General features: G+C 66.8%; 21 protein-coding genes and 2 pseudogenes. 6 read left to right on the forward strand and 17 right to left on the reverse strand.

The genetic code is table 11. The features are described 5' to 3' along the window. The first annotated feature begins 34 nt into the window (after positions 1-34). The gene (locus K307_RS08105) at positions 35-931 is read left to right on the forward strand and encodes a GntR family transcriptional regulator (RefSeq protein WP_042877510.1); all 897 of its coding nucleotides are present in this window, start codon (positions 35-37) and stop codon (positions 929-931) included. 36 nt (positions 932-967) lie between these two features. On the opposite strand, the gene dmpG is transcribed toward K307_RS08105, so the two are convergent. From dmpG to K307_RS08140, 7 genes are read right to left on the reverse strand one after another with little or no spacing between them, the layout of a single operon-like run. Beyond that, the gene (dmpG, locus tag K307_RS08110) at positions 968-2,008 is read right to left on the reverse strand and encodes a 4-hydroxy-2-oxovalerate aldolase (RefSeq protein ID WP_042877511.1); all 1,041 of its coding nucleotides are present in this window, start codon (positions 2,006-2,008) and stop codon (positions 968-970) included. Positions 2,009-2,022: 14 nt separating this feature from the next. Next, on the reverse strand, positions 2,023-2,973 hold the full coding sequence (locus K307_RS08115) for an acetaldehyde dehydrogenase (acetylating) (RefSeq protein WP_042877512.1): 951 nt from the start codon (positions 2,971-2,973) through the stop codon (positions 2,023-2,025). 20 nt (positions 2,974-2,993) lie between these two features. Next, a complete protein-coding gene (locus K307_RS08120) occupies positions 2,994-4,004 on the reverse strand; it encodes a Bug family tripartite tricarboxylate transporter substrate binding protein (RefSeq protein ID WP_051974758.1) in 1,011 nt (336 codons plus the stop codon). A 54-nt stretch (positions 4,005-4,058) separates the two neighbouring features. Further along, positions 4,059-4,850: a 2-keto-4-pentenoate hydratase gene (mhpD, locus tag K307_RS08125; RefSeq protein ID WP_042877513.1), complete on the reverse strand. Its 792-nt coding sequence runs from the start codon at positions 4,848-4,850 to the stop codon at positions 4,059-4,061. Positions 4,851-4,887: 37 nt separating this feature from the next. After that, positions 4,888-5,829: a 3-carboxyethylcatechol 2,3-dioxygenase gene (locus tag K307_RS08130; RefSeq protein WP_042877514.1), complete on the reverse strand. Its 942-nt coding sequence runs from the start codon at positions 5,827-5,829 to the stop codon at positions 4,888-4,890. A 1-nt stretch (position 5,830) separates the two neighbouring features. Further along, entirely contained in the window at positions 5,831-7,696 is a 1,866-nt protein-coding gene (locus K307_RS08135; protein ID WP_051974759.1) for a bifunctional 3-(3-hydroxy-phenyl)propionate/3-hydroxycinnamic acid hydroxylase, read from the reverse strand. Between the two features lie 53 nt (positions 7,697-7,749). Continuing rightward, positions 7,750-8,691, reverse strand: a complete 942-nt coding sequence (locus tag K307_RS08140) for an alpha/beta fold hydrolase (RefSeq protein ID WP_080744952.1) — start codon at positions 8,689-8,691, stop codon at positions 7,750-7,752. Positions 8,692-8,817: 126 nt separating this feature from the next. On the opposite strand from K307_RS08140, the gene K307_RS08145 reads away from it, so the two are divergent. Further along, positions 8,818-9,648 carry a DNA-binding transcriptional regulator gene (locus tag K307_RS08145; protein ID WP_042877515.1) on the forward strand — a complete coding sequence of 277 codons (831 nt, stop codon included), beginning with the start codon at positions 8,818-8,820 and terminating at the stop codon, positions 9,646-9,648. 2 nt (positions 9,649-9,650) lie between these two features. On the opposite strand, the pseudogene K307_RS08150 reads toward K307_RS08145, so the two are convergent. Further along, positions 9,651-10,061 (reverse strand): annotated as a pseudogene (locus K307_RS08150) (TetR/AcrR family transcriptional regulator); the annotation flags it as partial. An 84-nt stretch (positions 10,062-10,145) separates the two neighbouring features. Here K307_RS08150 and K307_RS49300 point away from each other — a divergent pair. The 3 genes and pseudogenes from K307_RS49300 to K307_RS50315 all read left to right on the forward strand — a co-directional run. Next, positions 10,146-10,853, forward strand: a pseudogene (locus tag K307_RS49300) (alpha/beta fold hydrolase); the annotation flags it as partial. Beyond that, positions 10,813-11,211: a Bug family tripartite tricarboxylate transporter substrate binding protein gene (locus K307_RS50310; protein WP_268989209.1), complete on the forward strand. Its 399-nt coding sequence runs from the start codon at positions 10,813-10,815 to the stop codon at positions 11,209-11,211. The pseudogene K307_RS49300 and the gene K307_RS50310, both read left to right, overlap by 41 nt. Next, positions 11,136-11,558, forward strand: coding sequence for a tripartite tricarboxylate transporter substrate-binding protein (locus tag K307_RS50315; protein ID WP_268989210.1), 423 nt, complete (start codon positions 11,136-11,138; stop codon positions 11,556-11,558). Before K307_RS50310 ends, K307_RS50315 begins: the two co-directional genes overlap by 76 nt. Positions 11,559-11,805: 247 nt before the next feature. Here the strand turns inward: K307_RS50315 and K307_RS08165 are convergent, their stop codons facing one another. The 3 genes from K307_RS08165 to K307_RS08175 all read right to left on the reverse strand — a co-directional run bounded on the left by K307_RS08165 (position 11,806) and on the right by K307_RS08175 (position 14,313). Beyond that, positions 11,806-12,090 carry a hypothetical protein gene (locus K307_RS08165; protein WP_042877516.1) on the reverse strand — a complete coding sequence of 95 codons (285 nt, stop codon included), beginning with the start codon at positions 12,088-12,090 and terminating at the stop codon, positions 11,806-11,808. A 159-nt stretch (positions 12,091-12,249) separates the two neighbouring features. Then, entirely contained in the window at positions 12,250-13,329 is a 1,080-nt protein-coding gene (locus K307_RS08170; protein ID WP_042877517.1) for a maleylacetate reductase, read from the reverse strand. A gap of 12 nt (positions 13,330-13,341) precedes the next feature. Continuing rightward, the gene (locus K307_RS08175; protein ID WP_042877518.1) at positions 13,342-14,313 is read right to left on the reverse strand and encodes a tripartite tricarboxylate transporter substrate-binding protein; all 972 of its coding nucleotides are present in this window, start codon (positions 14,311-14,313) and stop codon (positions 13,342-13,344) included. Positions 14,314-14,498: 185 nt separating this feature from the next. Here K307_RS08175 and K307_RS08180 point away from each other — a divergent pair, with 185 nt between their 5' ends. Next, positions 14,499-15,437 carry a LysR family transcriptional regulator gene (locus K307_RS08180; RefSeq protein ID WP_042877519.1) on the forward strand — a complete coding sequence of 313 codons (939 nt, stop codon included), beginning with the start codon at positions 14,499-14,501 and terminating at the stop codon, positions 15,435-15,437. A gap of 53 nt (positions 15,438-15,490) precedes the next feature. Here the strand turns inward: K307_RS08180 and aspA are convergent, their stop codons facing one another. The 6 genes from aspA to K307_RS08210 all read right to left on the reverse strand — a co-directional run bounded on the left by aspA (position 15,491) and on the right by K307_RS08210 (position 22,419). Further along, on the reverse strand, positions 15,491-16,933 hold the full coding sequence (gene aspA / locus K307_RS08185) for an aspartate ammonia-lyase (protein ID WP_042877520.1): 1,443 nt from the start codon (positions 16,931-16,933) through the stop codon (positions 15,491-15,493). Between the two features lie 27 nt (positions 16,934-16,960). Then, a complete protein-coding gene (gene pyrC / locus K307_RS08190; RefSeq protein WP_042877521.1) occupies positions 16,961-18,013 on the reverse strand; it encodes a dihydroorotase in 1,053 nt (350 codons plus the stop codon). A 17-nt stretch (positions 18,014-18,030) separates the two neighbouring features. Beyond that, positions 18,031-19,284 carry a hydantoinase/carbamoylase family amidase gene (locus K307_RS08195; RefSeq protein ID WP_042877522.1) on the reverse strand — a complete coding sequence of 418 codons (1,254 nt, stop codon included), beginning with the start codon at positions 19,282-19,284 and terminating at the stop codon, positions 18,031-18,033. A gap of 33 nt (positions 19,285-19,317) precedes the next feature. Next, positions 19,318-20,268: a dihydroorotate dehydrogenase gene (locus K307_RS08200; protein ID WP_042877523.1), complete on the reverse strand. Its 951-nt coding sequence runs from the start codon at positions 20,266-20,268 to the stop codon at positions 19,318-19,320. Next, complete coding sequence (locus tag K307_RS08205) at positions 20,261-21,109, reverse strand: dihydroorotate dehydrogenase electron transfer subunit (RefSeq protein WP_042877524.1); 849 nt, start codon at positions 21,107-21,109, stop codon at positions 20,261-20,263. The genes K307_RS08200 and K307_RS08205 overlap by 8 nt, the downstream gene beginning before the upstream one ends. Before the next feature lie 62 nt (positions 21,110-21,171). After that, positions 21,172-22,419, reverse strand: a complete 1,248-nt coding sequence (locus K307_RS08210; protein WP_042877525.1) for an MFS transporter — start codon at positions 22,417-22,419, stop codon at positions 21,172-21,174. Positions 22,420-22,753 lie beyond the last annotated feature (334 nt).

Here is a 22,753-nt window from a genome sequence, read left to right on the forward strand (position 1 = left end):
CGGTAAGCTTCAGGCGCATTCACCGCTCCGACCCATGAACCACGACCGATCCATTGCTACCCAGATCGTTGCGCTGATCCAGTCTGAAGGCCTGCCCGTGGGCGCGCACCTGCCGGCGCAGATGCTGGCCGACAAGCTGCGCGTCTCGCGCTCGCCTGTCAATGAGGCGCTTGCGCTGCTGCATGAGAAGGGCGTGCTCACGCGCGAGAAGAACCGTGGCTTCTTCCTGGCACAGCCCGTTGCCGCACCGGCCGCGGAACTGGCCACGCAGCTCGGCCTGGCCGAGCCGGATGTGGCCACTGCCGCCTACTTCCAGATCGCCGAAGACCTGTTGCAGGGTACGCTCGACACGCAGGTGTCGGAACAGCTACTCAAGGCGCGCTACGGCCTGACCACCACCCAGCTCAATACCGTGCTCAAGCGCATTGCGCAGGAGGGCTGGGCCGAGCGCAAGCCGGGATACGGCTGGGAATTTTCGTCGATGCTGACCACACCGGATTCGCTGCTGCAGTCCTACCGGCTGCGGCTGGCGCTGGAACCGGCCGCGCTGCTGGAACCCGGCTACCGGCTCGAGCCCCGCACCCTCGAGCGGCTGCGCGCCGCGGAGTTTCACCTGCTGAACGGAGGGATCGAGACCGACACGGCCGACCAGCTCCACGATCGCGGCGTGCGCTTCCATGAATCGCTGGTCGAGGCCTCGGGCAATTCCTTCTTCATCGATACCATCCGGCGCGTCAACCGTGTGCGCCGGCTGCTGTCGTACCGCTCCATGCGGGATCGCGAACGCTATCCGGAACACGCAAAGCAGCACCTGCACGTGCTCGACCTGCTGGAGCGCGAACGGAACGCAGAAGCGTCGCATGCCATGCGGGAGCACCTTGAACACACGCTGGCCGCGCTGGCACAGATCAGCCGGCTCCTCGAACCCTAGGCCTGCCAGGTGCGCGAAGCCGTTCCAGCGCCGGCGTCAGGCTGCGGCCGGCGAGGTGCCCGCGCGCGCGTTTAGCAGATCCAGCGCCACATCGACGATCATGTCTTCCTGACCGCCCACCATCCGGCGGCGCCCCAGCTCCACCAGCACGTCTACCGTCTTCAGCCCGTAGCGCGCCGCGGCGACCTCGCTGTGGCGCAGGAAGCTCGAATACACCCCCGCATAGCCCAGGGCCAGCGTCTCGCGGTCGACCCGCACGGGACGGTCCTGCAGCGGGCGCACCAGGTCATCGGCGGCGTCCATCAGCTGGTACAGGTCGCAGCCATGGCGCCAGCCCATGCGCTCGGCCGCGGCGATAAAGACTTCGAGCGGGGCATTGCCGGCGCCAGCGCCCATGCCCGCCAGGCTGGCGTCGATGCGGTCGCAGCCTTCCTCGACTGCAACGATGCTGTTGGCAACACCCAGGCTCAGGTTGTGGTGCGCATGCATGCCGGTCTGCGTTTCCGGCTTCAGGACATCCTTGAAGGCGCGGAAGCGTTCGCGCACGTCCTGCATCGTCAGCGCGCCGCCGGAATCGACCACATAGCAGCAGGTCGCGCCGTAGCTTTCCATCAGCTTTGCCTGCTGTGCCAGCTGCTGCGGCGTGGTCATATGGCTCATCATCAGGAAGCCCACGGCTTCCATCCCCAGCTCGCGTGCTGCCTCAATATGCTGGCGCGAGATATCGGCCTCGGTGCAATGGGTGGCCACCCGCACGATGCGGGCGCCGGCATCGTAGGCGGCCTTGAGGTCGTGCACGGTGCCGATGCCGGGCAGCAGCAGTGTGGCGATCTTTGCATCGCGCACCACGTCTGCCACCGCTTCGATCCATTCCAGGTCGGTATGCGCGCCAAAGCCGTAGTTGAAGCTCGAGCCCTGCACGCCGTCGCCGTGGGCCACTTCGATTGAATCGACGCCGGCCTCGTCGAGTGCGCGCGCGATCTGGCGGACCTGTTCCAGGCTGTACTGGTGGCGGATGGCGTGGCTGCCGTCGCGCAGCGTCACGTCGGAGATATAGAGTGTCTTGTCGGTGCTCATGGCATTGGTTCCTGTCAGGCGGCAGCGGACTCGGCAAGCATGGCGGCGGCCATGCTCTCGGCGGTGTTCAGGCCGGCGCTGGTCATGATGTCCAGGTTGCCGGCATAGGCGGGCAGGTAGTGGGCGGCACCCTCGACTTCGAGAAAGACCGTGGTCTTCAGGCCCGCCAGGCGGCCCAGGCCCGGGATGTTCAGCGGCGCATCGGCCGGGATGGCCTCGAACTGCACCGCCTGCTTGAGCCGGTAGCCCGGCACGTAGCGCTGCACGTCCGCGGCCATGCGTTCGACCGACGCGGCGATGGCGTCCTGGTCAGCCGGCTCGCTCAGGCAGTACACGGTGTCGCGCATGATCAGCGGCGGCTCGGCCGGGTTCAGCACGATGATGGCCTTGCCGCGCCGCGCGCCGCCCACCTGCTCGATGGCGCGCGAGGTGGTTTCGGTGAATTCGTCGATATTGGCGCGCGTGCCCGGCCCGGCGCTCTTGCTGGAGATGCTGGCGACGATCTCCGCGTAGTGCACCGGCGCGACGCGCGACACCGCCGCCACCATCGGAATGGTGGCCTGGCCGCCGCAGGTGACCATGTTGACGTTGGGTGCGTCCAGGTGCGCGGCGCCGTTGACCACCGGGATGCAGTACGGGCCGATCGCCGCCGGGGTCAGGTCGATCATGCGGATCGACGGGCGCAACCCGCGCAGGAAGGCATCGTTGTTCACGTGCGCGCCGGCGCTGGTGGCATCGAAGACCAGATCGATGTCATCGAATACCGGCAGGCGCGTGAGCCCTTGCACGCCTTCATGCGTGGTGGCGACGCCCATCCGGGCCGCGCGGGCCAGGCCGTCGGAGGTGGGGTCGATGCCGACCATCGCGCCCATCTCGACATGCCGGCCATGCCGCAGGATCTTGATCATCAGGTCGGTGCCGATATTGCCCGAGCCGATGATGGCGGCTTTGAGCTTGCGTGTCATGGGGATTCTCCTTGTACGGGTTATTCGACGCTGGCGCCGCTGGCCTTGACCAGCGGAGTCCAGCGCGTGCTTTCACTCGCGAGGAAGGTGCCGAACTGCTGCGGGCTCATCGGCATGGGATCGAGGCCCTGGTCGGTGAAGCGCTTTGCGAGTTCCGGCGCCTTCAGCGCCTTCAATGCTGATTCATTGAGGCGGGCGACCACGGCATCGGGCGTGCCGGTGCGCACCACCATGCCGAACCAGACGCCCGCGTCCAGCCCCGGCACCCCCAGTTCAGCCAGCGTGCGCACATCGGGCAGGCTCGGCGAGCGCTTGCTGGCGGCGATCGCCAGCGGCTTGACCTTGCCGCCCTTGATCAGCGGCGAGGTGGTGATCACCGGGTCGAACATCATGTCGACCTGGCCCGCCATCACATCCTGCAGCGCTGGCGCCGAGCCCTTGTAGGCGACATGGGTGAACTTGCCACCGCTCTTGTCGGCGAACAGCCCGCCGAGCAGGTGGCCGATCGAGCCGATGCCCTGCGAGGCATAGTTGACGCCGTTCTCGCGCGACCTTGACATTGCCACCAGTTCCTTGACCGAGCCGACCGGGCTGCCCTGCGGCACCACCAGCACCAGCGGTGAGGCGGCCAGCGCCGTCACCGGCTTGAAGTCCTTGAGCGGGTCATACGAGAAATTTCGGTACAGCCCCGGGTTGATTGCGAACATCTCGGTGGCCGCGACGAATACCGTGTGGCCGTCGGGCTCGGCGCGTTTGACCGCAAGCGCGGCGATCTGCCCGCCGCCGCCGGGACGGTTTTCGACGATCACTGGCTTGCGAAGGTCGGATTGCATCTGCTGCGCGACCTGGCGCGCGATCATGTCGGTGATGCCGCCCGCGGGGAACGGCACGACGATGGTGACGGGGCGGGTGGGAAACGCCGGCGATTGCGCCGAGGCCGGCGCGGCGAGGGCGCTCCCGGTGCCGATGAGGGTGGCGGCCGCGGCGAGCGGCGCGATCAGGGATGCCAGAAGGCGATGGGGCCGTTGCATGGTTTGTCTCCGTTTGCTCTGTCGTTATGTTCTGAAATCGTTCGGGCCGCCGCGTCAGTCGCTGGCGAACCTCGCGCGCACGGTGCCGACACCGGAGATGCGCGCCTCATAGGTCTGGCCGGGCTGCACGGTCACCATCGGGCCGAGCGCGCCGGTCAGCACGAGGTCGCCCGCGCGCAGCGGCTCGCGCAGGCTGGCGAGCTTGCGTGCCAGCCACACTGCCGCGTTGAGCGGATGGCCCAGGCAGGCAGCGCCGTTGCCGTGTGAGACACGCTCGTCGCCGCGGGTCATTGCCATCTCTACGGTCTTCAGGTCGAGGCTGGCCAGCGGCACCGGCACCGCGCCCAGCACCACCAGGCCGCTGGAGGCGTTGTCGGCCACGGTGTCGACATACGAGATGTCCCAGTTGGCGATGCGGCTGCCCACCACCTCGATCGCAGGCAGCACGTAGTCCACGGCGTTGAGCACGTCGAGCACGGTGGCGTCGGCTGCGTCGATATCGCGCCGCAGCACCAGCGCGACTTCCGCCTCGACCTTGGGCTGCAGCGTGCGCGCCATCGGGATGGGTTCGTCGTCGCCGTAGACCATGTCGGCGAACAGCGTGCCGAAGTCGGGCTGGTCCACGCCGAGCTGGCGTTGCACGGCGGGCGAGGTCAGACCGATCTTGCGGCCGATCACGCGCCGGCCTGCGGCCTGCCAAACCGCGACATTGGCGCGCTGCACGGCATAGGCGGTGGTGGCGTCGCCGGCGGCAATCTCGCCGCGCAGCGGGGGTACGGGCTCACGCGAGCGTTCGACTTCGCGCAGGCGAGCGGCCAGGGCGAGGATGGTTTCCTGGTCAGGCATGGTGATTCCTTGTCGGTGTAGTCGTTTGATGTCGCGCTCAGGCGACGGGGTCGGCCTGCATCACTGCGAAGCCGGCGATCCATTCCAGGATCGGCCGGTAATACTCGAGTTGTGCGCGGTACGGCCCGCTGGCCGCCAGCGCGGCAAAGGCGGCGATCCACGTGCGTACCTCGTGCGCGGACTTGCCGGCGTCGCGCGTGATGGCGTCGTTAGTCATGCCGTCCACGCGCAGCAGTTCGCCGCTGGCCAGCATGGACAGGAAGTCGCGGTCCCAATCGGGGCTCAGCGGATGCAGGTGGCTGTCGCCGGCGGCGAAGGCGCGCGCGGCGGCCACGGTGCGCGCCTGTCGCGCCTCGCGCGAAGCCGGTGGAGGATTGCGGCCGGCGATCAGCCGTTCCGCCACTTCCTCGCTGGCGCCGTCGATCTCTGGCACCGGCGGCTCGTGCGAGATGCCGCCGGAACCGACCACCAGCACGCGGCGGTCCAGCCGCGACAGGTAGCGGCCGATCGCATCGCCGAGCAGCCGCGCGCGCCGGCAGCTCGCCATGGGCGGCGCCACCGAGTTGATAAAGACCGGGATCACGGGATAGCGGTCCAGCGCGCCGGTCAGCACTTCCAGCGCCTGCGCGCAGCCGTGGTCGACCTGCATGCGGTAGGACACCGACACGTCCAGGTCCTGCGCCATCACTGCCTCGGCCATGCCGAGCGCGAGTTCGCGCGGCACGTCGAGCGGGCCGGCCAGGCTGTTGAAGTCGCCGATGGCGCTGGCCGCGATGCCGATGCAGAAGGGCGGCATCACTTCATAGAAGAAGCCGTTGTAGTGGTCGGGGGCGAACACCACCACCAGCTCGGGATCGAACGCTTCCACGCGGGCACGTGCGGCGGCGTGGACCCGTTCGACCTCGGCCACGATCTCGGGCGCGGGGTCGTAGTAGCCATGCAGCGGCGTGTGTGACAGGCATTCCAGGTGCATCGGCATGTCAGGCTCCCGCGGCAAGCTGTTGGACGGAGGCGGCGCGCGTGTCCCGTGCCGCGCTGGTGCGGGCGGCTGCGCGGGTGTCGGCGTCATTCGCGGCCGGGCAGCGCAGCGCCAGCTTTTGCGCCAGTGCCAGCACGGCGTCCGAGACCTGCTGCGGCGAACACATGCCCGCGACAAAGCGGTCGGGCCGCAGCAGCACCACCGAGTGGGGCTGGCTGCCAAACCAGTCCTTGAGCCGTCCATGCACGTCGCCCACCGCGATCACGCCGTCCGGCACGTCGTCGCGATAGTCCAGCTGCGGATCCGGCTTGGCGATCACGAATACGCCGCCCAGCTGGCGCCATGCGGCGCGTGCCTGCGCCGACAGCCCGAAGGTCGGATCGGTGCCCCAGCCCAGGATGGCAAAGCGGTTGCCGATCACATCGTCCAGGCGTTCCACGGTATTGGCTTCGGTGCGCACCATCGGCTGGATAAGCATCCGTCCCACCGGCGAGTTGCCGGCCGGGTCGCGGCCATGGACCAGCCGACCCACCAGCGATTCGCGCTTCTCGCTCATCAGGCCGAACAGGCGGCCCACGGCGGAGTGGCCGGAGCGCTCCAGCCAGCGTGCCAGCAGGCCTGCGCGGCGCCGCGCTTCGGGCAGCAGCACCACGCCTTGCTCATAGCGCGGCATGGGTTTGAAGCGCATCTCTACAAAGTACCGCTTCACCGAGGGGAAAGCGTTCAGCACCTTGGTCAACCCGTCGCGCATTGCCGCGCCCGCGCGGCTGGACGGCGCGAAGATATCGCCCGCCACCTCTGACAGGTGGATCATCGCGCGGGCATGGGCGCGGCGCTCTGCCGTGTAGGTGTCGAGCAGTGCCTCGCCCGCCTGGCCCTTGACCACCATGGCCAGCTTCCAGCCGAGGTTGGCGGCGTCGCGGATGCCGCTGTTGTAGCCCTGGCCCTGCCACACCGGCATGATGTGGGCAGCGTCGCCGGCCAGCAGCACGCGGCCGGCACGGAAGTCGCTGGCGAGGCGTGCGTTGTGCGTATAGACGCGCTTGCGGATGTAGTCGACCTGCTCCGGCTCGGCCACGACTTTGCGCATCAGCGCGGCCATGTTCTCGGGCCGGGACAGTTCTTCCTCGGTCTCGCCCGGCATCACCATGAACTCGAAGCGGCGGATGCCATGCGGCAGCGCCGCCGACACATAAGGCCGTTCCGGGTCGCAATGCATGTAGATATGCGGCGTGCCGATCGGGTCGTTGCGCACGTCCACCACGATCCACTGGTTGGGCTTGGTGCGGCCTTCGAAGGGCAGGTCGAGGCAGCGGCGCACGAAGCTGTTGCCGCCGTCCGCGCCCACCATGTACGCGGCGCGAATCCGCACCGGGCGGCCCGCTTCGTCGGCGGCATCGACTTGCACGCCATGATCGTCCTGCGTGAACGACGCCACACTATGGCCGAGCAGCGTGCGCACATGTGCGAAACGCTGCAGGCCGTCGAACAGGATGCGGTCCGCCAGCGGCTGGATAAAGGCATTGCGGCGCGTCCAGCCGAACTCGTCGGTGCGGGGCTCGATCGAGGCAAAGCAGCGGCCGCCCGGCGTGACGAAGCGCATCCAGTGGTTCGGCGTGGTGTGCGGCAGCAGCGCCTGCGCCAGGCCCACCGACTGGAACACCCGCAGCGCCTCGTCGTCCAGGCCGATGGCGCGCGGATAGTCGATGATCTGCGGCAGTTTCTCCACCAGCACCACGCGCACGCCTTGCAGGCCCAGGATATTGGCGAGCATCAGGCCGACCGGCCCGGCGCCGATGATGGCGACGTCGCAATCGACAATTTCAGGACGAGCGTCACCGCCCGCCATTGCCATGGCGTGGGTCATGTCTGTCTCCGTTGAGTGTTATATGTTCCGGTCTTCTTTCGCGGCGCGGCGGCTCAGACCGTCGTCGCCTCGGGCACCGGCTTGCCGAGCAGGAAGTTCAGGTGGATCCGGTTGAAGGTGTCGGCGTCCTCGAACTGCGGCCAGTGGCCGCAACCGTCCATCACCGTGAACAGCGCGCCGGGGATCAAGGTGGCGATGCGGCGGCCTTCGGACACATCCGCGGTGGGATCGTCGGAAGTCCACAGCACCAGCGTCGGTGCCTGGATGCGGCCATAGTCGGCCGAGCGCAGGATATTGCGCTGGCGCGTCTCCATGTCCTGCAGCACCATGTTGTCGTGCTGCGCCTCGACCATGCCGGGCTGCGCGTAGATGGCCTGGCGCGTGGCGACCAGGTCGTCGAATACCTTGGCCTTGTCGGCCATCAGCCATTCGACGCGGGCCTTGATGAAGTCCCAGCCCGGGTCTTCGACCGCGCGCATCGACAGCGTCTTGAGGCGCTCCATCACCACCGGATCGGCCTGTGAGCCGCCGGCGGTGTTCAGCACCAGGCGCTCCACGCGTTCGGGGTGGTCAATGGCCAGGCGCGATGCCACCCAGCCGCCCAGCGACTCGCCGCTGAACGAGGCGCGTTCGATGCCTAGCGCATCCAGCACGCGGATCACATGGTCGACATAGGCCGAAACCTCGCGCGGGCCGGCGGGCTTGTCGGTCCAGCCGTGGCCGATCATGTCGATGGCCCAGACGTCGAAGTGTTCGGCGTGCGCCTTCAAATTGCGCACATAGGCTTCGGCGTGGCCGCCGACGCCGTGCAGCAGGATCAGCGCCGGCTTGCCACGTTCGCCGGCATGCAGGTAGCGGGTGCTGATGCCGCGGGCATCGAGCCAGCCCTGGGTGAAGGTGACGCCGCGCAGCTCGGCCCAGATGCTCTGGAACGGTTGCGCTGCGGCGGGCGATTGGGAAGTGGCGGCGAGGGCGGGGGCGGCTTGCGTCGACATGCTGGTCTCCAGGGGTCTTGGAATGAGGACTTGCTTGGACGGAAGTCTAGAGACCGCGTTGTCACCGGCAAAAAAAATGTGCAAACTGTGCAAGGAGTGCACAACGGTGATTTAAAAGGACTTTTTATGGCCCTGGACCGGGATGCCGTCTACGCCAACGTCAGGGGGCTGACACGCGGCCTGGACGTGCTGCGCGCGCTGAACCGCATGGAGAGCGGTCGCGCCACCGCCCAGCAACTGGCGGTGGAGACGGGCCTGCACCGCACCACCGTCAGGCGTTTGCTGGAGACGCTGTTGGCCGAGGGGTTCGTGCGCCGCAGCGAGTCAGACGACACCTTCCGGCTGACGCTGCAGGTGCGCGCGCTCAGCGAAGGCTTTACCGACGACGAATGGATTTCGACGATCGCGGCGCCGTTGATGGGTGAGTTGCTGCAGCAGGTGGTATGGCCTTCGGACCTGACCACGCCCGACGGCGACGCGATGATTATCCGCGAGACCACGCACCGCTTCAGTCCGCTGTCCTTCCATCGCGCCATGGTCGGCCGGCGGCTGCCGATGCTGCTGACGGCCGCGGGCCGCGCCTATTTCGCGAGTTGCCCCGAGACCGAACAGGAGAACATCCTTTCGGTGCTGCGCTCCGGCGCCGGCGGTGAAGGGCAGGCCGCGCTCGCAGCCGACGCCACCTATATCCGCAACCTGGTCCGGCGGGTGCGCGAGGATGGCTTCAGCACCAACCACGGCGACTGGACCGAGCAGCGCAATATCAGCGCGGTCGCAGTGCCGCTATGCGTGGGGGTACGCGTGCTGGGCAGCCTGAACGTGGTGTACCTGTCGCGCGCGCTGAAGCCGGCCGAGGCCGAAGCCAAGTTCGTGGCACCGCTGGCGGGCGTTGCCGCCAGGATCGCCAGCACCCTGGATGCCCGCCGGCCGGCGGGCGATGCCCCCGGCGCGGGCTGACGCTACTGGTCCTGCCCCACGGCGCGCGCGGTGGCCCGCGCCAGCAGCGAGTCTTCCGGCATGGCGACCGGTTCCAGCGGGGCGAAGGCGATCCGCTGAGCGTCCTTCTGCGGTACGCCCAGCGCCCTGAGCAGCGTCGCCACGACCCACTCCGGATAGTCCTCGGCAGCGTCGCCAGCCTCCAGCCTGGCAATCGCCATCAGCGCCTGGCCGCCGATCAGGTCCATCGCCACCTCCATCGGCATCCGATGAAAGCGCCCGGAGGCAAAACCCGCCTCCAGGTGCTGCGGCACATATTCATAGATCAGGTTGTTCGGGCTCGCCAGGTGCAGCCCCGTTTGAACGACGAAGCGCGCGAATAGCGGAAACGCTCGCGCCTTGTACAGGTAGAGCCGCACGCCGGTCGCGATGCGGACCGCGGGATCCTGACCGCCTGTTCGATGGCGTTGACATGCAGCATCAGCAACGGCGCACCGGCACCGGCCTCGGCATAGAAGATGTTCTTGCCGCTCACGCGGACGGTATTGCTGGTCAACGGAATCTGCAGGTCAGCAAGATTCATCGCGCACTCCCTCGAACTGGTGTGCGTCTACGAGCGCAATATCGCTGCGCTGGCGCGGCATTTCCGGGTGATCGTGCCGGACATGCCGGGCTACGGCCGTTTCCTTTCCACTAAGGGATTGAGCCGCACCGATCCCTTCGGCGACTGCGCCGGCGCGATGCTGGGCCTGCTGGACTCCCTGGAGATAGACCGTGCGTGCGTGGTCGGCAACTCGCTGGGCGGCGCCTGCGCCTTGCGCCTGGCACTGGATCGCCCGCAACGCGTCGCGGGCCTGGTGCTGATGGGACCGGGCGGGATCGATACCACGCGCGGCCTGCCGACGGCGGGGCTGAAGTGCCTGCTCGACTACTACAGTGACGCAGGCCCGAGCAAGGAGAAGCTCAGCACCTTTATTCGCCAGTACCTGGTGTACGACGGCGCGCGGGTGCCGCAGTCAGTGATCGAAGGACGCTTCCAGGCCAGCCTGGACCCCGAGGTCGTGGCCAACCCGCCGCTGGTGCGGCCCAAAGGCCTGCCGAAATTCCGGCTGATCGACTTCACGCGCGACCCGCGCCGGGTTCAGTGCCGCAGCCACTGCCAATGCTGCTGCGTATCCGGACAAGATGGTGCGCATCGTCGTGCCCTCGATCGCGGGCAGCGCCCCCGACATCATTGCCCGGCAGGTGGCCGAGCGGCTGACGGCCGCGTGGAAGCAGCAGGTCATCGTCGAGAACCGCCCCGGCGGCAACGGCATCGTGGCGATGAGCGCGCTGCGGCAGTCAGCGCCAGATGGCTACACGCTGGGCCTGTTCCATGCCGCCGCCGTCATCACCCCAATGATGTACAAGGAAGCGAAGTTCGACATCCAGCGCGACACGGAGGTGGCCGCCACCCTGGCCTACACGCCGATGCCGATCTCAAGGCCGGGTACCAGAGCCTTGCCGATGTGCTCAAGGCAGGCAAGGCGCGCCCGGACGACATCACGATTGGCAGCCCGACCCGCGGCTCCGTGCCGCATCTGACCGCCGAGATGATGGGCCAGTTGCAGAAGACGAAGTTTCGGCAGGTCAGCTTCAGCGGCACCACCCAGGCGATCCTGGCCGTGGTGAAGGGCGATGTGCCGGTCTATGTCGACGGTATCGCGCCGCTGGTGCCGCTGGTGCGCAGCGGCCGGCTGAAGGCGCTTGCGGTCACGTCCGACACCGCGCTGCCTGGCCTGGATGGCATTCCGCTGGCGAAGGACGTGGCGCCCGGACTGATCGCCAAGGGCTGGTTCGCGGTGTTTGCGCCCAAGGGCACGCCGGTTGCCGTGCTCGACGAGATCAACAGGGCAGTGAGCAGCAGCCTGGCGCAGCCTGCGAGCGGCTGAAGGACCTGGGCACGTATCCGATGGCGCAAGGCCGGGAGCAGAGCGCGCGCTTTGTACAGGCGGAGAAGGTGCGCTGGGAGAAGGTTATCCAGGATGCGGGCGTGAAGCCCGAATGAACCTGGCTGGATTGCGCGAAGTGCAGGTCACCGGTTCGTCGGGAGGCGAGAAGCGGCAAAAGACGGGGCAGGCCAGCCGGGGCGTGGACAGGCCATGACGCCCGAGGCGGCGGGCGCCTATCTCAGACCGGCTAGGGCAAATGCCTGCCCGGCAGCGAGGATGCCGGTGCGCGCACGGTGCCCGGGCGCGCACCATGGCGCTCGGTGCTCCGCGTGCGTCCCTTGTCCCGCTTCGCCGTATTGAAGGCGCGACCGTCCGACAGGCCCCGGGTCCGGTCGCCGTGCGCCGGCTCGGAAAAAGCGCCGATCCTGACTGCCTCGCCCATCCCGCCGATAACATGCTGCGCGTGAGCGGTTCCCGAGGCGGCAGCGATCATTGCGATCGCCATCAGGGAAAGCGAGTGGATCGTTTTCATGCGTTCTCCTGCATCCGTGTCGTTGGTCGCCCGGCAGCAAGGGTTTGGCCGCGGCGTCATTTTGGTTGCGGAGGATAGTGCAAACAGATGCCGGTATATGTAATCGATTGTTAATGGGCGACGGCCCGCCGCCTTGCCGCAGGCCGGGTGCGACCGGCATCAGCCGGGCCGCCGCCCATGAAAGGCATCGTCCAGCAGCTGCCGGATGCCGGCAGCGTCCAGCGGACGTGGATTCGGATACTGTTCACGCAGCGCCAGTTCGCACGCACGATCGAGATCTTCCTCGCGCATGCCGATATCGCGCAGCGCAACGGGTGCGCCCAGCGAAGCCGCCAGGTCGAACACCGCCTGCGCACCGCTGACGTCATCGCGCCCCAGCGCGGCCGCGACGGTCGCCATGGCTTCAGGCGCCGCCGGCGCGTTGTAGGCCAGCGCATGCGGCAGCACGATGGTGTGCACCTCGGCATGGGGCAGGTTGTAGGTGCCTCCAAGCGTGTGGCAAAGCTTGTGGTGCAGGCCTACCCCGACGCTGCCCAGCACGGCGCCACAGAGCCAGGCCCCATAGAGCGCATCGCCGCGCGCCGCCAGCACCTGCGCGTCATCCTGCCCGCTGCCCCGTGCGATGACGGGCAGGGCGCGGCCCAGCGCCGCGATGCCGTCGCGGCACATCCATTCGCTGACCGGGCTGCGGTCCACGGCATACAGCCCTTCGGCGGCATGGGCGATGGCGTTGATCCCGCTGGTCACGCTGACCGGCACCGGCAGGCCCAGGGACAGGTCGGGATCGTAGATCACCGTGCGCGGCAGCACGCGCGCATTGCGGCCCGTGCGCTTGAGCCCGCCCTCGGTCATGCCGTAGATCGGCGTCATCTCCGATCCGGCATAGGTAGTCGGCACGGCAACGATCGGCAGCGCCGATTCGAGGGCGATGGCCTTGCCGAGTCCGATGGTCGAGCCTCCGCCGATCGCCACCACGCAATCGGCGCCAAGTTCAGCCGCGGTCGACCGTGCCAGGCGCGCCTGTTCCACCGGCACATGCATGACCGCGCCGTCGAAGATGCCGGCGCAGCGCGCGCCCAGCACTGCCGCCGCACGTTCGGCCAAGTCGCGTTGCGCCGGTGTGCAAAGCACCAGCACCTTGCCGGCACCGAGGGTATCGACTTCTTCGCCCAGCGCCGCGAGCGCGCCGGGACGGAAAACGATGCGTTGCGGGTGAGTCTGGTAGATAAACGGTTGCATGATGGTGAGCCCCTATTCCGTTGCGATATGGCGAGCCTTGATCAGCCGGCCCCAGCGTGCGGATTCTTCCTGGATCAGCTTGTTGGCCTGCGCGGCATCCCCCGCAATGACTTCGAAGCCGCCGTCGGCAAGTACCTTGGCAAGCGCGGGATCGCGGAGCGTGGCGTTGACCTCGGCCGCGAGTTTGCCGACCACGTTCGGCGGCGTCTTTGCCGGCGCGATCATCGCCACCCAGGAATAGGCCTCGAATCCCTTGTAGGCTTCGGCCACCGCCGGTACGGATGGCAAGCGCGCATCGCGTTGCCGCGCGGTCACGGCCAGCGCGCGCAGCTTGCCGGCCTGTACGTACGGCAACACCAGCGGCAGGCTGGCGATCATCGAATCGACGTGGCCGCCGAGCAGGTCATTGATCGCCGGACCGCCGCCCTTGTACGGGGTATGGATGCCGCTGGTGCCGGCCGCTTCATGGAACAGTTCGGCCACCAGCTGGTTGGAGCTGCCCGCGCCCACCGACGCGTAGGACACGGCGTTCGGTTTCTTCGCCGCCGCCACGTAGTCTTGCAGCGTCTTGTAAGGCGAACTGGCGGGGACGACCAGCACCATTGGCGAGCGCACCATGTACGAGACGCCGGTCAGGTCCTTGTGCGAGGCGTAAGGCAGTTTGGGATAAACATAAGGCTCGGTGGCGAAGGCATCGAACACCATGCCGATGGTGTAGCCGTCCGCAGCGCTGCGTGCGATTTGCCCGGTGCCGATGGTGCCGCCTGCGCCAGCGCGGTTGTCGATCATCACGGGCTGCGCCAGCCGCTTGCGCAGTCCGTCCTGGACCTGGCGCGCGACCTTGTCGACGGTGCCGCCAGCCGCATAGGGCACGATCAGCGTCAGGGGTTTGGCTGGCCAGGTTTCGGCGCGGGCGCCGGCCGGCGCGGCCATCGTCGCGGCGAGCATGCCAGCGGCCGCCAGGCGTCGCAGGGCGGGGGGCATCGTCGTCGTTGCTGCAGGTGTCTCCATCGGGATCCGCTCCGTTGTCGGTCTTGATATGTCCGGCGCGCCACTTTTGCTTAATGCGCCAAGCTCGCCGGTTGCGTTGGCCAGTCAGATGTTAAACTCGCCGCCATAAACGCGGGAAGCTGATGTGCTCGCGCAACGCCTTTGCGAGGATTGCAAAAATGGAATCCGCCCGATTCGCCGAAAACCTGGCCATCTTTGTCGAAGTCGCGCAGTCCGGCAGCTTCTCGGCCGTGGCCCGCCAGCGCGGCATGGTTGCGTCGTCGGTCGCCCGCCAGATCGACACGCTGGAGCGGGAGCTCGGCGTGCCGCTGTTCACGCGGTCCACCCGGGCGCTGGTCCGCACCGACGCCGGCGACCTGCTGTTCGCGCGCGCCACACGCATCCTGCATGAACTCAGCGACACGCGCGACGCCGTCACCGCGCTGGAGCAGGGCGTCAGCGGCCTGGTGCGGGTAGCCTGTCTTCCCGCCTTCGGCCGGCGCCACGTGGTGCCGCACCTGGGCGCGCTCTACGCGCAGTACCCGCGCCTGACCGTTGAGCTTGCGCTGACCGAGCGCGTGGTGGATCCCGTGGTGGAACGCTTCGACGTCGTGATACGTGTCGGCCAGCAGGCCGACAGCTCGCTGATTGCACGATGCATCTCCGATCAGCGCTACATCATCTGTGCGACCCCGGCCTACCTGGCGCAACACGGGCGCCCCGTCCATGCCGATGAACTCAGGCGGCACCGCCTGATCGATCGTGGCCACAGCACCAGCATGCGCGGCTGGCGGGAATTGCTGACGCCGGCGCACAGCGCACAGGCAACCTTTGCGCTCGAGTGCGATGACTGTGATGCCCGGCGGCTGTCCGTGCTCCAGGGGCTCGGTATCGCGCTGATGCCTGACTGGTCGGTGGGCCCGGATATCGGCGCGGGCCGTCTGGTGGAACTCATGCTCGACGGGCTGTTGCCGCAAGCGCAGGGGGGCATCTACCTGTTGCGCGCCACGCAGCACGCCAGCGCCAAGGTCAAGGCGTTCTGCACGCACCTGACGGCGAGCCTTGGCAGCCCGCCTAGCTGGCAGCTGGCGATGGCGGGGGAGATGGCGCTGGCTTAGGAACGCAAGGACATGCGCAAGCGGGCCTCGATGCGAGCAGCCAAACCGCCTCCTCATCTGGCTGGACCGCCCTCGCGCGGAGGGTTGGACGGATAGACCCGGGGCTGCGTCAATGCTTCGGGGCGCAGGGCTTCATCGAGCTCGGCTTCTGTCATCAGCTTGCGGCGCAGCACCACATCCCGGATGTTGGTGTTGTTGGCGAAGGCCTCGGCTGCCACCGCAGTGGCGTTCTTGTAGCCGATGATCGGGTTCAGCGCGGTGACGAGCGCGATCGAGCGCTCGATCGTTTCCCGCAGCCGCTCAGGGTTCGCGGTAATGCCCTTGATGCATTTCTCCGCGAGGGTGAAGCAGCCGTTGGTGAGATGCTTGAAGCTGCGGAACAGGCTCGCGGCAATCACGGGCTCGAACGCGTTGAGCTGCAGTTGCCCCGCTTCCGCGGCGAACGTCACGACCGTATCGTTGCCGAAGACCTCGAAGGCAACCTGGTTCACCACTTCGGGGATCACCGGATTCACCTTGCCCGGCATGATGGAGGAGCCGGCTTGCATCGGCGGCAGGTTGATCTCGCCAAAGCCCGCGCGCGGGCCGCTCGACAACAGGCGCAGGTCGTTGCACGTCTTGGACAGCTTCACGGCGATGCGCTTCAGTACCCCGGAAATCTGCACGAAGGCGCCACAGTCCTGGGTTGCCTCCACCAGGTTCGGGGCGGTGAGCAGTTCGATGCCCGTGATCCGGCTCAAGGCCGCGGTGGCCTTGGCGGCGTAATCCGGGTGGGCGGTGATGCCGGTGCCGATGGCGGTGGCGCCGAGATTGACTTCGCGAATCAGCGCGGAGGCTTCACGCAGACGCGCCATGTCCTCTTCCAGCATCACGGCGTAAGTGGAGAACTCCTGGCCCAGGGTCATGGGCACGGCGTCCTGCAACTGCGTGCGGCCGAGCTTGAGCAGGCCGGCGAACTCCACTGCCTTGTCGTTGAAGGCAGCCCGCAGGACTTCCATCGCTTCGAGCAGATGCCCGATGGCGAAGAACGTCGCGATGCGCAGCGCGGTGGGATACACGTCATTGGTGCTCTGCGCCATGTTGACGTGTTCGTTGGGGTGCAGGTAAGCGTACTCGCCGCGCTTGTGGCCCAGGATCTCCAGGGCACGGTTGCAGATGACCTCGTTGGCGTTCATGTTGGTCGAGGTCCCGGCCCCGCCCTGGATGGTGTCGACAACGAACTGGTCGTGGAACTTGCCTTCACGCACTTCGTGGCAGGCCGCGATGATCGCATCCCTGAGTGGGACAGGCAGCAGCCCAAGCTCGGCGTTGGCCTCCGCTGCGGCCTGCTTGACCGCTGCCAGTGCAAGGATCAGGTTGGGGTAGGCCGAGATCGGCGTACCGGAGATCTGGAAATTCTCGACGGCCCGGAGCGTGTGGACGCCGTAGTAGGCGTCGGCGGGCACGTCGCGCTCGCCTAGCAGGTCGGATTCGATGCGGAATGTGGGGGTGTTCATCAGGGGCTCCCTGCAGCTTGGTGATATCTACAGACTAGGCGATGCAAGCGTCCATTCCAGCGTCTCGCCGGCCAGGAACGGCTGGATGCGCTCGCCGTCGGGAAGGGAGACCGATCCGGCGACGCGGGTACGGGTCCGGTGCAGGGTGACGGTGCCTTCGTTGAGCGGGAGGCCGTAGAAGCGTGCGCCGTGCTCGCTGGCGAAGCCTTCGAACTGTGCCAGGGCGTTCTCCTCCTCGAACACGGTGAGATAGGCCTCCAATGCCGTGGGGGCACTGAAGATCCCGGCACAGCCGCAGGCGGCCTCCTTGGCGGAAGTGTCGTGGGGCGCCGAATCCGTGCCGAGGAAGAAGAACGGGGAGCCTGATGTCGCCGCCCGCCGCAGCGCGAGGCGGTGTTGCTCGCGCTTGAGCACGGGCAGGCAGTAATAGTGCGGGCGAATGCCCCCGGTGAACATGGCATTGCGGTTCAGCATCAGGTGCTGGGGCGTGATGGTTGCCGCCAGCCTTGCGCTGTCATCGCGCATGACAAGGTTGGCCGCGTCTTTGGTGGTGATGTGTTCCAGCACGACCTTCAGCCGTGGAAACGCCGCAAGCAGCGGGCGCAAGGTGCGGTGGATGAACTCGGCTTCCCGGTCGAACACATCCACCGCCGGGTCGGTGCTCTCGCCATGGATCAGCAGGGGCATGCCAAGCTCCTGCATGGTGGCGAGCACGGCCGACACGCGGTCGATCGAGGTCACGCCGTACTCCGAGTGGGTCGTGGCACCGGCCGGGTACAGCTTCACGGCGGTAAAGACGCCTGCCTCGAAGCCTTCACGGATCTCCTCAGGGCTGGTGCTATCGCAGAGGTAGCGGGTCATCAACGGCGTAAAGGCTGCACCCTGCGGCAGTGCCGCGAGGATACGTCCGCGATAGGCGATGGCAGCCGCGATCGTTGTCACCGGCGGCCTCAGGTTGGGCATCACGACGGCGCGGGCGAACTGCCGTGCCGTATGGGGCAGCACTGCGGCAAGCGTGTCACCGTCGCGCAGGTGGAGGTGCCAGTCGTCGGGGCGGCGGATGGTCAGGGTCTCAGGCATTGGACTTCGTGCCGGCCTTAAAGGCTCGCAATGGTGTTAGACAGGACCTTGACGCCCAGCATGAAGTCGTCGATGTCCATGGCTTCGTCCGGGTTGTGCGAGCCGTGCTCGTTGCGCACGAACAGCATGCCGGTGGGGATGCCGGCAACCGCGAACAATGACGCGTCGTGGCCGGCGCCGCTCGGTACCAGTTCGGTGGGGAGGTTCTCCCGCTTGCATTGGTCGGTCAGCAGGTCGGAGAGCCTGCCGTCCATCACGGCGGGTGAGGCATCGATACGGCGGTCGAACTCGAAGCGAACACCCCGGTCCCGCGCGATCGCCTTGCATTCGGTGCGGAACAACTGATAGAAGCCTTCGAGCGTCTCGGCGCTCTTGCTGCGGGCTTCGAAGCTGAAGTGCACGGTGCCGGGGATGCGGGAAATGGAATGCTCTTCCGGGCTGGTGGACACGATGCCGGCAGTCACTACCAGGTCGATGCCGCGTTCCAGCAGCACCTTCCAGTGTTCGTCCAGGCGCGTGATCAGGTCCGCCACCGCGAACATCGCGTCCTTGCGCAGCCAGCGCGGCACCGCGCCGGAGTGCCCCGGCTCACCGACGCAGGTGACCCGGTTGTGCCGGACATTGCCGCGGATGCCGGGGACTACGGCCAGCGGCAGCTGGCGCGCCATCATGACCGGCCCCTGTTCGATATGCAGTTCGAGATAGGCCGCAGCGGCGGATTTATCGAACAGCACCACCTGGTTCATGACCGCTTGCACGTCTGCGCCCGCGGCAGCCATGGCTGCGCCGAGCGTCTGGCCGGTCTGGCGATGGCTCAGTGCCAGGTCGTCGGCTGTCAGCTTGCCGAGCGCGGCGCCCGAGCCCATATAGGCCTTGCCGAACCAGGCGCTTTCTTCGCCGCGGAACGCAATCACCTTCAGCGGCACCGGCGAGTACATCCCGCTTTGCTTCTGGCCGAGCAGGCAGAGCAACCCGGCCACGATGCCCGCGAGGCCATCGTAGTTGCCGCCCCTGGGCACGGAGTCCATGTGAGACCCGACCCAGGCCGCGGGCGCGCCCGTCTCCGAGTCCGGGAGTCGAAATACGAGGTTGGCCGCGCGGTCGGCTTCTACGCGCAGGCCATGACCTTCAGCGAAACGCCGCAGGTATTCGGCTGCGGCCGCTTCCCCCGCACCGTAGCTGTCGCGCGTCACGCCAACGCCGTCAAACGATAGCTCGCGTATGTCCCGGAAGAGCTGTTCCGCGACGGGCTTCAATTCCTGAATATCCATGACATGTCCAGCATTGAGGGGAGAGGGTCCTGTTCAGCCCGACTGCTGCGCGAAGCGCAACCAGCGGTCGCTCAGTTGACGGTCGAGCTTCACCTGTCCGGTGAGGTCACGGATCGCCGCGGTTCCCGTCTCATCACAATAGGCATGGAGCCCGTCGATGATCTTCTGCATCACGCCAGGGTCGCGGAACGAAGCCGTGCCCACCTGAACCGCGCTGGCGCCGGCAAGCATGAACTCCACGGCGTCATCCGCATTCTGGATGCCCCCGCAGCCGATGATGGGAATGCGCACGGCGCGATAGCACTGGTGGACCAGGCGTAGCGCGATGGGCTTGATGGCAGGACCCGACATGCCGCCCATAACGTTGCCAAGCCTGGGCTTGCGCGTGCGGATGTCGATCGCCATCCCGAGCACGGTATTGCCCATGACGATGGCATCGGCGCCAGCGTCCTCGGCGGCGCGCGCCACGGCGGCGATATTGCTGGCGTTCGGGGTCAGCTTTACCCAGAACGGATGCCTGGTCCGGCGGCGGATCGCGGCGACTGCCTTGTAGGTGGTCTCCGGCAGCATGGCAAACGCCATGCCGTCGGCCTCTAGGTTGGGGCAGGAGATATTGGCCTCGATGGCCGCGACTTCCGGCAGCGACATCTCCTCGCATGCCAGCGCGAACTCTTCCGCGGTGTCGGCGGAGATCGAGACCACGACCGGCGTGTCGAATTGCGTGTAAGGCGGCAGCACGCTGCTGCGGTAGTAGTCGAGCCCGTTGCTTGGAATGCCGATGGAGTTCAGCATGCCGCTGTGGACTTCGGCAACGCGGGGCGTGGGATTCCCGGCGCGGGATTTCGGGGAAACACTCTTGATCACCAGGGCGCCAAGCTGGTTGAGGTCCATCGCTTCGCGGTACTCGATCGCGAAGCAGCCGGAGGCGGGCATCACGGGATTGCGCAGCGTCAGGTCGCCGACCCGTACAGTCAGATTAGCCAAAATCCACCTCCCCAACGACTTCGCGAATCGGGAACACCGGGCCTTCACGACAGACCCGCAGAAACCGCTTGTCGCCGTCACAGTCGAACAGACGCACGCAGGACAGGCATACGCCCATGCCACAGGCCATCCGTTGCTCCATCGCCACCTCGCCCCTGACGGCCGGGTAGTCGCCGAGGATGCGCTGGAGCAGCATCAACAATCGATGCGAGCCACACGTGTAGACCGCATCGGGCCGCTGTGCGTCGATCAGCTCGCGCAGCAGCACTTCAACGGCTTCGACCGAAGACGTACCGTCAGCGTCGAAGACGGTGTGGACCTGGGCGGCAGCGCCGCGCAGGAACTCCTTCTCCATCAGGTCGTCGCGGCTGCGCGCCGACATCACCGCAGTGATGGCGACGCCTGCGGCCGCGGCTTGCCGGATCAGAGGTGCCATCGTGGCCAGGCCGACACCGCGGGCCACGACCAGGATGCGCCGGAAGGACGGGGCAAAAGTAAAGGTATTGCCTAGCGGGCCCACGATATCCATCTCGCCATCGACCAGCAGGGTCGACATGGCACGCGTGCCGACGCCGGTCACGTTGTAGAGGAATTCGATGGTGCCGTCGTCGGGGCCGGCGCCATACACGCTCATGGGCCGGAGCAGGAACGGCTCCTCGTCTACGGTGTTGGGGCATTTGAGCTGGTAGAACTGCCCGGGCCAGGTCATGGTGGCGATCGGCGCATCCGACTCCAGGCGAATGTACTTGTAGCGCTGGTTGACCCAGTAGTGCTCGACTACCCGGCAACGATAGGAAGCGACGGTGGCGCTGCCGCGCCCACCGCACACGGTTGCTGACATGATGACTCCTGCTGATTTGAAACTGCCGCGCTCGCGCAATGGGAGGGCGGCATTGCGTGCTGTTATTCCAGCTCGACGCCCTTGAGTTCAGGGATAAGGAAGAAGGTCGCAAGCATGTCCAGCAAGTAGATGCTGGCGAGCAAGGCGATCGCGACCTGGAACGAGTAGGTGGCAGCGAGCGCGCCGACCACGATGGGGCCCAGGCCGCCAACTGCCCGGCCGATGTTGAACAGCACGTTCTGCGCGGTAGCGCGGGCGGCGGTCGGGTACGCCTCGGAGATCAGCGCACCGTATCCGCCGATCATGCCGTTGACGAACATGCCCATGACGGCGCCTGCCCACAACATCGTCGTCGGCTCCGACAGCTTTGCGTAAGTGAGGACCATGGCCACGGCACCCGCCTGGAAGATCAGGAAGGTCGGCTTGCGGCCGATGCGGTCGGCCAGGTGCCCGAAGAGATAGACGCCGATCATCATGCCGACAACGGTCACCGAGGTCCACAGTGCGGACTTGGTCAGCGAGAAACCAAGCGTCTTCGACAGGTACGTCGGCAGCCAGATCATAATGCCGTAGTAGCCGAAGTTCTGGACCGAGCAGAGGATGACGATGCCGAGGCTGGTCCGCGTAGTGCGCCTGTCCGCGACCAGCAGCCTGAAGGCGTTGGCTTTCTTCTCGGTCTTGGTGCAGCGCACGAAGACTTCCGGCTCGTGCAGGCGGTTGCGCACAAACCAGGCAACGAAGGCCGGCAGCACGCCGATCAGGAACATGCCGCGCCAGCCGACGACCGGCAGCAGCAGCGGTGTGAGCAGTGCCGCCATCAGCACGCCCGCCTGCCATCCCAGTGCGACATAGGATGAGACGCGCGCCCGTTTGCTGGCCGGCCACGCTTCGGCCGCCAGCGCCATGCCGATGCCGAACTCCCCGCCCAGGCCGATACCGGCGATGGTGCGGTAGATCAGCAGGTCCCAGAATCCTTGTGCAAACGCACACAGGCCGGTGAACACCGCAAACAGCACGATGGTCCAGGTCAGCACGCGCACGCGGCCGTACCGGTCGCTGAGCGAGCCGAAGATGATGCCGCCGGCGACGGCGCCCACCAGTGTCCAGGTCACCAGCGCGCCGGACTGGCTGGTGTTCAGGAGCAGCGCAGCGCTGATGGCTGGCAGCATGAAGCCCAGGATGAGCAGGTCGAAGCCGTCCATGGCATAGCCAATGGCTGACCCGGCCAGTGCCTTCCAGGCGTAGGGCGACGTCTTTTCTTCAGGAATTGCACCGGCGGGGGCCATCGATGCTTTGGCGTTTGCTTCCATGGGGAAAAGTCCTCTGGATATCGTAGTCGTGGCTTGCTGCGGTTGGGGCTTATCGGGCGCCTGGGGAGTGGGATGCTGGCGCGGAGGGCGGATGCTTTGTCATGTCTGTCTCCTTTTTTAGACTGATAGCATCTAAAAACCACTCCTTCTGCGTCCGGTAGCCGACCTGCGTCGTGTAATAGGGGAGTCGTACAGTGTAGATCTATTTTTTTAGACTATTCGCTATCCGTAGCCATGACAAGGAATTTCTGAAGAGATCAGGGTATCCCCGAGTCCGCAAGAAGAGGCCATTGCTGGACCGCGCCCGCGTGCTATAGTGACAGCAATCTAATTA

Origin of the sequence: Cupriavidus necator A5-1, assembly GCF_000744095.1 — a bacterium.
In the GTDB taxonomy this organism is placed as follows: Bacteria; Pseudomonadota; Gammaproteobacteria; order Burkholderiales; family Burkholderiaceae; genus Cupriavidus; species Cupriavidus necator_A.